The sequence below is a fragment of the Micromonospora sp. NPDC048909 genome (assembly GCF_040649635.1).
Classification (GTDB): domain Bacteria; phylum Actinomycetota; class Actinomycetes; order Mycobacteriales; family Micromonosporaceae; genus Micromonospora.
In genome coordinates this window covers 63778-76035 of sequence record NZ_JBEZFU010000003.1, presented here as the reverse complement: position 1 = coordinate 76035, position 12258 = coordinate 63778, and the positions used below count along the sequence as shown (strand labels likewise).

The window sequence follows — 12258 nt, the reverse complement described above, 5'->3', positions numbered from 1 at the left end:
CGACATGACAGAGCCCCGACCGCCGGGATACGGCGGCCGGGGCCCGGTCGTACGTCGTCGGCTACTCGACGGTCACCGACTTGGCGAGGTTGCGCGGCTGGTCGACGTCGTGGCCACGGGCGGCGGCGATCTCGGCCGCCAGGATCTGCAACGGCACGGTGGTGACCAGCGGGGCGAGCAGTGTCGGCGTACGCGGCACGTAGATCAGGTGGTCGGCGTAGCGGACCACAGCCTCGTCGCCCTCCTCCGCGATCACGATGGTCCGGGCGCCGCGCGCCCGCACCTCCTGGATGTTGGAGACGACCTTGTCGTGCAGCATTCCCCGGCCGGCCGGGGAGGGCACCACGCAGACCACCGGGGTGCCCTTGTCGATCAGCGCGATCGGCCCGTGCTTCAGCTCACCGGCGGCGAAGCCCTCGGCGTGCATGTACGCCAGCTCCTTGAGCTTGAGCGCACCCTCCAGCGCCACCGGGTAGCCGACGTGCCGGCCGATGAAGAGCACGGTCGGCTCGGACTTCAGCTCGCGGGCCAGCTCACGTACCGGCTCGATCCGCTCCAGCAGGTCGCGGAGCTTGCCCGGCACGTCCTGGAGCTGGGCGACCACGGCGGCGACCTCGTCGGCGAACTTGATCCCGCGCACCTGGGCCAGGTGCAGGCCGATCAGGTAGCAGGCGACCAGCTGGGTGAGGAACGCCTTGGTGGAGGCGACCGCGATCTCCGGACCGCCGTGCGTGTAGAGCACCGCGTCGGACTCGCGCGGGATGGTGGAGCCGTTGGTGTTGCAGATGGCCAGCACCCGGGCCTTCTGCTCCTTGGCGTGCCGCAGCGCCATCAGGGTGTCCATCGTCTCGCCGGACTGCGAGATCACCACGATCAGCGTCGACCGGTCGAGCACCGGGTCGCGGTAGCGGAACTCGCTGGCCAGCTCCACCTCGCAGGGAATCCGGGTCCAGTGCTCGATCGCGTACTTGGCGACCAGGCCGGAGTGGTACGCGGTGCCGCAGGCGACGATGAAGATCTTGTCGACGTCACGCAGATCCTGGTCGCTGAGGCGGACCTCGTCGAGCATGATCTCGCCGGAGTCGGTGAGCCGGCCGAGCAGCGTGTCGGCGACGGCCTGCGGCTGCTCCTCGATCTCCTTGAGCATGAACCAGTCGTAGCCGCCCTTCTCGGCGGCGGACGAGTCCCAGTCGATGTGGAAGTCCTTGCCGCTGGCGGGCTGGCCGTCGAAGTCGGTGATCTCGATGGTGTCGCCGGTGATCAGCACGATCTGGTCCTGGCCCAGCTCGACGGCTTCCCGGGTGTGCTCGATGAACGCGGCCACGTCGGAGGCGAGGTAGTTTTCTCCGTCGCCCCGGCCCACCACCAGCGGCGAGTTGCGGCGGGCGCCGACCACCGCGCCGGGCACCGAGGCGTCGACGGCGAGCAGCGTGAAGGCGCCCTCCAGCCGCTGGCAGACCACCCGCATGCCGGCGGCGAGCAGCTGCGGGCCGTCCGGGTGGCCGGCCGCGCGCAGGTCGGCGAGCGCGGCGGAGAGCAGGTGCGCGGCGCACTCGGTGTCGGTGTCGCTGGTGAACTGGACGCCGTCGGCCTCCAACTCGGTGCGGAGCCGCGCGAAGTTCTCGATGATGCCGTTGTGGATCACCGCGACCCGGCCGTCGGGGGCGACGTGCGGGTGGGCGTTGCGGTCGGTGGGACCGCCGTGGGTGGCCCAGCGGGTGTGACCGATGCCGGTGGTGCCGTCACCGATGCCGATCGGGCTGGCCGCGCAGGACGTGGGGTCGTCGGCGGCCCGTTCGGAGAGCACCTTCTCCAGGTTGGCCAGCTTGCCGGCCTTCTTCTCGGTCAGCAGCACGTCGTCACAGACGATCGCGACGCCCGCCGAGTCGTAGCCGCGGTACTCCAGCCGCCGCAGCCCGTCCAGCACGATGCCGAGCGCCGGCCGCGCGCCGGCGTAACCCACGATTCCACACATGGTCCGCAGCCTAACCCAGTTTCGCTCATCGCGCGTGCGCGAAAGTCCGGTAATCGAACACTGATTTTGAGCGAACGCCCGAGCCGGGCCGCCGAACGGCCCGGATCTCCGGCCCGAGGTGCGACAACGCGGGCGCTCATCGCTCCCCGCCTACCCGTACATTGAGGGCCGCAACCCGGCGGGCCGGCGACAACCTCGCCGGCCGGCATCCCCTCCGCCGCCACCGCGGCCGCGTTTCATCCCCGGAGCAACGCAGATGTCCGAGGTGTCACCCTCCGACGACCCGACCCCGCCGACCGGGCCGGCCCCGGGCCCGTGGGCGCCCCCCGACCCCGGCGTCGGGTCGGGCAACCCCGGTTACGGTCCGCCGCCGGCCGTCCCGACGCCGCCCGCGGGCGCCGTCCCGCCGGCCGGCTGGGCCGCGCCGGGCGCCGTCGCACCCGGCCGTCAACCGCCGTACGGGAATCCGTGGCCGTACGCGCAACCGTGGCCGTACGCGCAGCCGACCGCTCCCCCGGCCCGCTCCGGCAGCCGGCCGGGGGCGGTGGGCGCGATCATCGGTGCGGCGGTCGTCCTGGTCCTGGTCGTCTGCGGCGCGCTCGGCGTCGTGGCCCTGCGGCGTTACACGTACGTGCCGGGCCCGTCCGGGCCGATCGCCGACGAGCCCTACTCCGACCCGTACTACGACGAGGGGGACGAGGAGGAGGACGCGCCGTGGGCGAGCGAGCCCGCGCTGGCACCGTCCGGCGGGCCGGGCACGATCCAGGTGCGCTACGAGGTGACCGGCGATGGCCCGGTGGACCTGGAGTACTACGACGCCAACGGCGACTTCGTCCAGGATGCGAGCGTGGAGCTGCCCTGGCGGCTGACCCTTCGGGTGAACGACGCCGGCCGGGTCATGGTGCTCGCCCACAACTCCGCCGACGAGGGGCCGGTGGCCTGCCGGATCACCGTCGACGGGAAGACCGTCGACGAGGTGTCGGCGCCCAAATGGGGAGCGAGCTGCTTCGGCTGAGCGACCCGGCGGGCCCAGGCCCACCCCTCCGCGCCACCCGTCGTCTGACAGTCACCCCACAGGCACCCGTCAAGCAGGAGTGAAGCAAGCATGCCCGAGGAGCCCTCCCCCGCCGAGCCACCCTCGTCCGATCCGTCAACGCACGGGTCCTGGGCCCCGCTCGATCCGCGTGCGGCAGCCGCCGATCCGTGGGTCCCGGCCGCGCCGACGTACTCGCTGACCGCCGACGCCGAGCCACCCGTCGTCGGTCCGACCACCGGCCCGGCCCACCCTCCGGCCGGTGAGCGACGGACCCGGCGGCTGGCGACCGGCCTCGTCCTCGTGGTGGCGCTGCTGCTCTGCGGCGGCGTCGGGCTCGGCGGGTACGCACTGCTCCGGCCGGGCGACCAGCCCCAGGCCGCACCACCCGCCGACGACCCCTGGCACGAGGGCGACGACGCCGCGGGGGCCAGCACCGCCGCGCCGGAGCCTCCGACGCCCTCGACCCGGCCCGCGACTACTCCGTCCACCGGTCCTGGTCGGAGCAGCGTGGTCTACGAGGTGACCGGGCAGGGGCGGGCCGACATCCTCTACTACGACGCGAACGGGGAGCGGGTCTGGCTGGAGGCGGCGCGGCTTCCGTGGCGGGCGAGCATCCGCACCGACCGCCAGGACCGGGTGATGGTGCAGGCGAGCAGGACCAAGGACTCCGGTGAGCGGCCGATCGCCTGCTCGGTCACCGTGGACGGCGGCGAGCCGCTGACGGAGGAGACCACCAGCACCGGATGGCGGGCCAGCTGCTTCCGCTGAGCGGGCCGGTCAAGCCCGGGACGTGGGGCCGTAGGCTGGCGGACGTGACGACGAGCACCGATGTCGACCCGCTGGTGGCCCGGATGCGGCCGTTCGGCACGACCATCTTCGCCGAGATGTCCGCGCTGGCCGTTCGCACCGGCGCGGTCAACCTGGGGCAGGGCTTCCCGGACACCGACGGCCCGCCGGAGATGCTCGCCGCGGCGGCCGACGCGCTGCGCTCGGGGCAGAACCAGTATCCGCCCGGGCCCGGCATCCCGGCGCTGCGCGCGGCGGTGGCAGCGCACCAGCGCCGCTTCTGGGGGCTCGATTACGACCCGGACGGCGAGATCGTGGTGACGGCGGGAGCCACCGAGGCGGTCGCCGCCGCGATCCTCGCCCTCTGCGAGCCGGGCGACGAGGTGATCTGCTTCGAGCCGTACTACGACTCGTACGCCGCTTCGATCGCCCTGGCCGGCGCGGTCCGCCGGCCGGTCACGCTGCGCCCCGCCGACGACGGCCGGTACGCCTTCGACCCGGCCGCGCTGCGCGCGGCGTTCGGGCCGCGGACCCGGCTGGTGCTGCTGAACTCCCCGCACAACCCGACCGGGAAGGTCTTCACCCCGGCCGAGCTGACGCTGATCGCCGAGCTGTGCCAGGAGCACGACGTGTACGCGGTGACCGACGAGGTGTACGAGCACCTGGTCTTCACCGACGCCGCCAGCTCGCACGTGCCGCTGGCCACCCTGCCCGGCATGCGGGAGCGCACCCTGCGGATCTCCTCGGCCGGCAAGACGTTCTCCTGCACCGGTTGGAAGGTCGGCTGGGCGAGCGGACCCGCCGCGTTGGTCGCCGCGGTGCTGCGGGTGAAGCAGTTCCTCACCTTCGTCAACGCCGCGCCGTTGCAGCCCGCGGTCGCGGTGGCGCTGGCCCTGCCGGACGACTACTTCGACGGGTTCCGAGCGGGCCTGCAGGCCCGCCGGGACCAACTGGTCGGTGGCCTCGCCGACGCCGGCTTCGACGTGCTCGCGCCGGAGGGGACGTACTTCGTCACCGCCGACGTCAGCGCCCTTGGCGGGCGCGACGGGGTGGAGTTCTGCCGCTCGCTGCCGGAGCGGTGCGGCGTGGTGGCGGTGCCGACCCAGGTCTTCTACGACGACGCCGAGGCGGGCCGGCGGCTGGTCCGGTTCGCCTTCTGCAAACGCCCCGAGGTGCTCGCCGAGGCGGTCACCCGGCTGCGTGGGCTGCACGAACGCCACTGACCGGCGGGCCCGGCGGCCCGACCGGTGGGTCAGCCGGCCGCCCGGGCAGGTCCGGTGCCGTCCGCCCGCGAGGGCGGCGACGTGTCGGCGGCGGGTCGGGTTCGTCTTCCAGCGCTATCACCTGCTGCCGGCGCTGACCGTGCTGGACAACGTGATCGCTCCGGTGCTGCCGCGGCGCGGCCGGGCCGACCACGCGACCCGGGCCCGTGAGCTGCTCGACGCCGTCGGCCTGGCCGGACGGGAGCGGGCGATGCCGTCCCAGTTCTCCGGTGGCGAGCAGCAGCGGGTCGCCGTCGCCCGGGCGTTGATGGGCGCGCCCGGGCTGCTGCTGGCCGACGAGCCCACCGGCAACCTCGACTCCACCACCAGCGCCCAGATCCTCGACCTGCTGCTCGACCTGCGGGAGCGGCACGGCATGACGATCCTGCTGGCCACCCACGAGCGGTCGATCGCGGCCCGCTGCGACCGGTTGGTCCGGCTCGGCGACGGCAGCGTGGTCGAGGACCGCGACCTCACCGAGGGCGAGGACCCGGCCGACACGTACGACCGGGCCGCCCGCCTCCGCCTCTGACCGGCGGGCTCAGGGTGGCACCGGCCGCGACGCGGGCGGTCAGGCGTTCGCGGGGCTGGCGGCGCGGACCTGGTCGGCGATCCGCTCGGCGACCGACCGGGCGGTCGCCTCGGTTGCCGCCTCGACCATCACCCGGACCAGCGGCTCGGTGCCCGACGGACGCAGCAGCACCCGGCCGGTCCCGCCCAGCTCGGCCTCGGCCCGCTCGACCTCGGCCCGGACGGCCGGCGCGGCGGCGCCGACGGTCCGGTCGCCGACCGGGACGTTGATCAGCACCTGCGGGAGCTTGGTCACCACGGCGGCCAGCTCGGCCAGGGACTTGCCGGTCGCCGCCATCCGGGACATCAGGTGCAGCCCGGTCAGCACGCCGTCGCCGGTGGTGGCGTACGCCGGCATCACGATGTGCCCACTCTGCTCGCCGCCGAGCGCCAGCCCGGAGGCGCGCAGCTCCTCCAGCACGTACCGGTCGCCGACCTTCGTCTCGATCAGCCGGATGCCCTCGGCGGACATCGCCAGCCGCAGCCCGAGGTTGCTCATCACCGTGGCGACCAGGGTGTCGTCGGTGAGTGTGCCGGCTTCCCGCATGGCCAGCGCGAGGACCGCCATGACCTGGTCGCCGTCGACCTCGTCACCGTCGGCGGTCACCGCCACGCACCGGTCGGCGTCGCCGTCGTGCGCGATGCCCAGGTGCGCGCCGTGCTCGACGACCGCGGCGCGCAGCGCGTCGATGTGGTTCGAGCCGCATTCGTCGTTGATGTTGAGCCCGTCCGGCTCGGCGTGGATGGCGATCACCTCGGCGCCGGCCTCCCGGTACGCCACCGGAGCCACCTCGGCCGCCGCGCCGTTCGCGCAGTCGACCACGACCTTGATCCCGTCGAGCCGGTGCGGCACGGTGCCGACCAGGTGCTGGACGTAGTGGTCGGCGCCGTCGAGCAGGTCGTGCACCCGGCCGACGCCCGCGCCGACCGGCCGGTCCCAGGCGGTGGTGGCGTTCGCCTCGACCGCTGCCTCGATCTTCATCTCGAGCTCGTCGGGGAGCTTGTGCCCGCCGGCGGCGAAGAGCTTGATCCCGTTGTCCGGCATCGGGTTGTGCGACGCGGAGAGCATCACACCGAGGTCGGCCTTGGCCTCCGCGGTGAGGTAGGCCACCGCCGGGGTGGGCAGCACGCCGACCCGGATCACCGTGGCGCCGGCGCTCGTCAGCCCGGCCACGACCGCGGCCTCCAGCATCTCGCCGCTGGCCCGGGTGTCCCTGCCGACCACCGCGAGCGGCGGATGGCTCCGGTCCGTCTCGGCGAGCGTGTGCGCGGCAGCGACCGCCACCGCGAGCGCCAACTCGGGCGTGAGATCCACGTTCGCCCGCCCGCGGACGCCGTCCGTGCCGAACAACCGACCCATACCCGCCAACCTCCGATGACCCTGCCGATAAGAGGAGAAAGCGAAACGGCCGGCCCACCTCCCGACGAGGGGAGGCGGACCGGCCGTCCGTCAGACGTACAAGGCGCTGTTGAAGATCAGCGCTTCGAGTACTGGGGAGCCTTGCGGGCCTTCTTGAGGCCGTACTTCTTGCTCTCCTTGACCCGGGCGTCCCGGGTCAGGAAGCCGGCCTTCTTGAGGGCCGGGCGGTCGTCGGGCTCGTTGACGATCAGGGCCCGCGCGATGGCCAGGCGGAGCGCGCCGGCCTGACCGGTGATGCCGCCACCGCGCAGGTTGGCGATGACGTCGAACGACTCCGGCTTCTCGGCGGTGACCAGCGGGTCCTTGATCAGCTGCTGGTGCACCTTGCTCGGGAAGTAGGCCTCGAGGTCCCGGCCGTTGCAGGTGATCTTGCCGCTGCCCGGCACGATGCGGACCCGGACGATGGCTTCCTTGCGGCGACCCACGGTCTGGATCGGCCGGTCACCACGAGGCGCGCGGGCGACGGGCGCCGGCGCCTCGGTGGCCTCGGGGGCAACCTCGGTGGCGGTGATGTCGGTCATGCTGCTTCCTTCGCCCGCGCTCACTGCGCGATCTGCTTGATCTCGAACGGCACCGGCTGCTGAGCGCCGTGCGGGTGCTCGGCACCGGCGTAGACCTTCAGCTTCTTGATGAGCTGACGGCCGAGCTTGTTGTGCGGGAGCATCCCCTTCACGGCCAGCTCGATGGCCCGCTCGGGACGCTTGGTGAGCAGCTCCTCGTAGCCGACCTGCTTCAGACCACCCGGGTAGCCGGAGTGCCGGTAAGCAATCTTGGTCTGGCGCTTGTTGCCGGTCAGCGCAACCTTGCCCGCGTTCACGATGACGACGAAGTCGCCCGTGTCGACGTGCGGCGCGAAAGTCGGCTTGTGCTTACCACGCAGCAACGTGGCGGCGTGGGTGGCCAGGCGGCCCAGCACGACATCAGAGGCGTCGATGACGTGCCACTGACGCTCGATCTCACCCGGCTTCGGGCTGTACGTACGCACAGGTCTACCTTGTCTCGTCGTCGGTCTGGGGTCGCGCGCCGAGGTCACCAGGCGCGCACGAACGACCAAGCGTACCTGATGTGGCACGCCTCTGGATGTCGTACAACAGCAGGCAACGATACCCGGCGCCCGGTCGGCTGGTCAAAACGGGGTCCCGGCCCGCGCGGCGCACGCGGACCGCACCGGTGACCGGCCGGCGCCGTGGAGCTGGCTCAGAGCTGTTGCAGTATACGCAGCGCCCGGCCGACCCGGACCATGGTCTCGGTGTCGGCCACGTCCACGCACTCGGTGAACCACTTCTTCATCGGCGAGGAGACCCGGTCGGGCATCACCACGTACCCGCCCATCGGCACGGCGAGCGGCGAGTCGCGCAGCAGCGCCTGCTCGACCACCTCGGCGACGATCACGATGGGCACGTCGGTGGAGTTGTAGACGTCCGAGCTGATCACCAACCCGAGCCGCTCCCGGGCCCCCTCGATCCGCCAGACCTCACCTCTACGCAGCACTCGGGCGTCCGCCGAAGAGCAGGTCGTCGACCATGCCCACCTCGCGGGCGTCGGCGAGCGCGGCGGACTCCAGATCCAGGCCGGCGCGGCCGACGGCGGCGGCGTGCGCGGTGAAGACCTCGCGCAGCGCCTTCTCCCGGGCCGCCTGGTCCATCCACGCCGAGAGCGACAGCCCCTCGCGCTTGGCGAACCGCCGGGCCTCCTCGATCGTGTCGTCGGAGAACGAAAGTGTCACCTTGGCTGTCATGCCCGGAACGCTACCCCCGGTATGACCAGCGGTCATCCCGCGCGTCATCCGCCCCCGCTCGGGGTTCGCCAGAACGCCCATCCGGGCGGATTCCCCACCAACCGCCGTGCCGCTCACGCCACCCGGCCACCGAGCAAGACTCACGCCACCCGGCCACCGAACACGGCGAACCGCCACTCCTTGAAGAAGCAGTCCACGTCGACCAGGCCCGCCTCGGTCAGCCACCCGCACTGGGCGGCGACCGGCGCCGGCCGGTCGTACGCCATCCGGGCACCCGCGGCCGCGATCTCCTCGGCGTCCGAACCGAGCGCGGTGATCCGTTCCAGCCAGACCTCGTGGTAGCGCCGGTCCAGGTCGGGGGTCGGGCCGGCCACCTGCTCGGCGTTGACGAAGACGCCACCGGGCAGCAGGGCGGCCGGCAGCCGCCGGTAGAGCGCCCGCTTGCCGGCGTCGTCGAGGTGGTGGATGGCCAGCGCGCTGACCACCGCGTCGTACCGGCCCGCCGGCAACGGGTCGGCCAGGTCGGCGGGGACCGTGCGGTGCGCCACACCTCGCGCGCGCAACTGGTCGGCGGCGACCGCCAGCATCGCCGGCGCGGCATCGACCAGGGTCAGCCGCACTCCCGGCACGGCCGCGGCGAGCAACAGCGACAGCAGCCCGGTGCCGGCGCCGAGGTCCAGCACCTCAGGGGTACGCCCGGCCGCCAGCGCGGCCCGCAGCGGGGGCATGGCCACCTCGACCGCGGTGCCGTAGAAGGCGTCGAAGCAGGGCACCAGCCGGCGCCGCGCCTCGTCGTAGCTGCCGGCGACGGCGTCGAAGGCGTCCGCGACCGTCATCGCACCCTCCCAGAATGCAGGAATGTCATCCCACATCCTAAACCAGACTGAGTGGCCCGGCGGCATCGAGCGGTGTGAGGTCCTCTTGACAGGACGGAAACGGCGCAGACCCGGGCCGGAAACCGCCCGGCGGCACGCTTTGCCGACATGACAGACGGTGCACGGTCGACGACTCGACCGGGGTGCTCGGCTCGGACGGCAGGGCCGCACCGCCCGTCCCGTGCCGGCCGGCACGGCCCGCTGCCGCTCGGACGCGCCGGCTGCACCACCGCGCTCCCCCGGCCGCTGCGCACCCGGCACGGCGGGCTCCGCCGGCGGCGGACGGCGCCGCGCGTCACCGCGTCGCGATCCGAGCAGGCGTACGCCCCGTGCTCCGCCCGCCGGCTCGACCTGCCCGGGCTCGCCGCGCCCCGGCACGAGTCGCGCTGCCGGGACCGGCAGACCCAGGCACGGCAGCGACAGGAGGGGTGATGCGGGAGGAACTGGCCGGCTTCACCATCGGCGTGACCGCCGACCGTCGGCGCGACGAGCTGGCCGGGCTGCTCCAGAGCCGGGGCGCCCGGGTGGTGCTCGCCCCGGCGTTACGGATCGTGCCGCTGGCCGACGACACCCAACTACGCGAGGCCACCCGCGCCTGCCTGGACCGCCCGCCGGACATCCTCATGGCGAACACCGGCATCGGCATGCGCGGCTGGCTGGAGGCGGCCGAGGGGTGGGGCCTGGCCGACCCGCTGCGCTCGGTGCTGGCCGAGGCGTACGTGGTGGCTCGCGGGCCGAAGGCGCGCGGCGCGATCCGGGCCGCCGGCCTGCTGGACCAGTGGTCCCCCGACTCGGAGAGCTACCACGAGGTGGTCGACCACCTACGCCGGCGCGGGGTGGCCGGGCAGGTGGTCGCGGTGCAGCTGCACGGCGAGCGGCAGCCGGAGTGCACGCTCGCCCTGGAGGCGGCCGGCGCCACGGTGATCGAGGTCCCGGTCTACCGGTGGGCCCCGCCGACCGACCCGGCGCCGCTGCACCGGCTCATCGACCTGATCGCCGGCCGGCTGGTGGACGCGGTCACCTTCACCTCGGCGCCCGCGGTGGAGGCGCTCATACGGGCCGCCGGAGACCGCATCGACGCGGTGCTCGACGCGTTCCGCACCCACGTGCTGGCCACCTCGGTCGGGCCGGTCACCGCGGATCCGCTGCTGCGCCGCGGTGTGCCGGTCAGCGCGCCGGACCGGGCCCGGCTGGGCTCGCTGGTCCGCACCATCGTCGAGGAACTGCCCCGGCGGACGATCACCTGCAAGGCGGCCGGGCACCTGCTCACCCTGCGCGGGCACGCCGCGGTGATCGACGGCGAGCTGCGCCCGCTCGCACCGGCCCCGATGGCGGTGCTGCGGGCGCTGGCCCAGTCGCCCGGGCGGGTGCTGTCCCGGACCGCGTTGCTGCGGACGCTGCCACGCGGCGCCGACGAGCACGCGGTGGAGATGGCGGTGGCCCGGCTCCGCGCCGGCCTGCGGGCTCCCCGCGTGGTGCAGACCGTCGTCAAGCGCGGCTACCGGCTGCGCGTCGACTGAGCGCCGGCACCCCGACCTCGGCGGCTCAGCCGACCGGCGCCGGGGCGACGGTTCAGCCCACCTGGTTCCGGGTGACGGTTCAGCCGACCGGCGCGGGGTAGCCCCGGCCGTGCTCGGCCTGCAGCCGCGCCATGGCGTGCTCGACGACGGTGACCAGCACCTGCTTGACCGGATCACGCCGCCGGGCGTCGGTCATGACAAGCGGCACCTGGGGCGAGATGGCCAGCGCCTCGCGGATCTCCTCCACCTCGTACTGCGGGGCGTCGTCGAACCGGTTCAGCGCGACCACGTACGGCAGGTTGCGGTTCTCGAAGTAGTCCAGGGGCGCGAAGGCGTCGGTGATCCGGCGGGTGTCCACCAGCACCGCGGCGCCCACCGCGCCCCGGATGATCTCGTCCCACATGAACCAGAAGCGGGTCTGGCCCGGCGTGCCGAAGAGATAGAGGATCAGATCGTCGGCCATGGTGATCCGGCCGAAGTCCATCGCGACGGTGGTTGTCTCCTTGCCGGGCACCTTGGACGGATCGTCGATCCCGACGCCGGCAGCGGTCATCACCGCCTCGGTGGTCAGCGGAGTGATCTCGGAGATCGAGCCGACCAGGGTCGTCTTGCCGACGCCGAATCCACCCGCGATCACGATCTTCGCGGATACGATGCCGCGGCTCTGGCGCCCCCCGGCGGGGTCATAGCCTGCGAAGTCCACTTAGCACCCTTCCAAGCAGTTCCATCCGCTCCTCGAACCCTTCGGCGGGAGCAGCAGTGTGTAGCGTCAGCAGGCCCTCGGTCACCAGGTCGGCGACCAGCACCCGGGCGACGCCGAGCGGCATCCGGGTGTACGCGGCGATCTCCGCCAACGACTGCGCCCGGCCCTCGCAGACGGTGGCGATGCGGTACTTGTCATGCCCGGCGAAGCGGGACTCGGCGACCTGGGTGGGGGTGGCCATCAGGACCGCCTCCAGGGCGATGTCCTGCCGTGGTTCGGTACGGCCGCGGGTGACCGCGTACGGACGTACCAGCGCACCACGTGGGTCACGCCGCTGGTCCATCCGCGATCACCTCCTCTCCGCCCCGGAGCC

General features: G+C 73.1%; 14 protein-coding genes. 5 read left to right on the top strand and 9 right to left on the bottom strand.

Features of this window, described 5'->3' with window-relative positions; translation table 11 throughout:
* Positions 1–61: 61 nt before the first annotated feature.
* Positions 62–1975 (bottom strand): glutamine--fructose-6-phosphate transaminase (isomerizing), encoded by a 1914-nt coding sequence (gene glmS, locus AB0C04_RS09680; protein ID WP_350871308.1) that lies wholly within the window; start codon positions 1973–1975, stop codon positions 62–64.
* Between the two features lie 256 nt (positions 1976–2231).
* Here glmS and AB0C04_RS09675 point away from each other — a divergent pair, with 256 nt between their 5' ends.
* From AB0C04_RS09675 to AB0C04_RS09660, 4 genes are all read left to right on the top strand, one after another.
* Positions 2232–2990 (top strand): MmpS family transport accessory protein, encoded by a 759-nt coding sequence (locus AB0C04_RS09675; protein ID WP_357050931.1) that lies wholly within the window; start codon positions 2232–2234, stop codon positions 2988–2990.
* 90 nt (positions 2991–3080) lie between these two features.
* A complete protein-coding gene (locus AB0C04_RS09670) occupies positions 3081–3779 on the top strand; it encodes an MmpS family transport accessory protein (protein ID WP_357050927.1) in 699 nt (232 codons plus the stop codon).
* A gap of 83 nt (positions 3780–3862) precedes the next feature.
* Positions 3863–5020: a pyridoxal phosphate-dependent aminotransferase gene (locus AB0C04_RS09665; RefSeq protein WP_357052192.1), complete on the top strand. Its 1158-nt coding sequence runs from the start codon at positions 3863–3865 to the stop codon at positions 5018–5020.
* A complete protein-coding gene (locus tag AB0C04_RS09660) occupies positions 4998–5591 on the top strand; it encodes an ATP-binding cassette domain-containing protein (RefSeq protein ID WP_357050924.1) in 594 nt (197 codons plus the stop codon). The genes AB0C04_RS09665 and AB0C04_RS09660 overlap by 23 nt, the downstream gene beginning before the upstream one ends.
* Positions 5592–5630: 39 nt before the next feature.
* Here the strand turns inward: AB0C04_RS09660 and glmM are convergent, their stop codons facing one another.
* The 6 genes from glmM to AB0C04_RS09630 form a co-directional block, all read right to left on the bottom strand.
* Positions 5631–6989 (bottom strand): phosphoglucosamine mutase, encoded by a 1359-nt coding sequence (glmM, locus tag AB0C04_RS09655; RefSeq protein WP_357050920.1) that lies wholly within the window; start codon positions 6987–6989, stop codon positions 5631–5633.
* A 116-nt stretch (positions 6990–7105) separates the two neighbouring features.
* A complete protein-coding gene (gene rpsI, locus AB0C04_RS09650; protein WP_350871293.1) occupies positions 7106–7570 on the bottom strand; it encodes a 30S ribosomal protein S9 in 465 nt (154 codons plus the stop codon).
* A gap of 20 nt (positions 7571–7590) precedes the next feature.
* Complete coding sequence (gene rplM / locus AB0C04_RS09645; RefSeq protein WP_350871291.1) at positions 7591–8034, bottom strand: 50S ribosomal protein L13; 444 nt, start codon at positions 8032–8034, stop codon at positions 7591–7593.
* 212 nt (positions 8035–8246) lie between these two features.
* On the bottom strand, positions 8247–8540 hold the full coding sequence (locus AB0C04_RS09640; protein ID WP_350871288.1) for a type II toxin-antitoxin system PemK/MazF family toxin: 294 nt from the start codon (positions 8538–8540) through the stop codon (positions 8247–8249).
* Positions 8530–8787 (bottom strand): DUF6364 family protein, encoded by a 258-nt coding sequence (locus AB0C04_RS09635; RefSeq protein WP_350871286.1) that lies wholly within the window; start codon positions 8785–8787, stop codon positions 8530–8532. The genes AB0C04_RS09640 and AB0C04_RS09635 overlap by 11 nt, the downstream gene beginning before the upstream one ends.
* A gap of 140 nt (positions 8788–8927) precedes the next feature.
* Positions 8928–9623 carry a methyltransferase domain-containing protein gene (locus AB0C04_RS09630; RefSeq protein ID WP_357050915.1) on the bottom strand — a complete coding sequence of 232 codons (696 nt, stop codon included), beginning with the start codon at positions 9621–9623 and terminating at the stop codon, positions 8928–8930.
* Between the two features lie 470 nt (positions 9624–10093).
* Here AB0C04_RS09630 and AB0C04_RS09625 point away from each other — a divergent pair, with 470 nt between their 5' ends.
* On the top strand, positions 10094–11182 hold the full coding sequence (locus AB0C04_RS09625; protein WP_357050912.1) for a uroporphyrinogen-III synthase: 1089 nt from the start codon (positions 10094–10096) through the stop codon (positions 11180–11182).
* Positions 11183–11261: 79 nt separating this feature from the next.
* Here AB0C04_RS09625 and AB0C04_RS09620 read toward each other — a convergent pair whose 3' ends face one another.
* A complete protein-coding gene (locus tag AB0C04_RS09620) occupies positions 11262–11885 on the bottom strand; it encodes an ATP/GTP-binding protein (protein WP_350871277.1) in 624 nt (207 codons plus the stop codon).
* Positions 11866–12228, bottom strand: a complete 363-nt coding sequence (locus AB0C04_RS09615; protein ID WP_350871274.1) for a DUF742 domain-containing protein — start codon at positions 12226–12228, stop codon at positions 11866–11868. The genes AB0C04_RS09620 and AB0C04_RS09615 overlap by 20 nt, the downstream gene beginning before the upstream one ends.
* Positions 12229–12258: the final 30 nt, after the last annotated feature.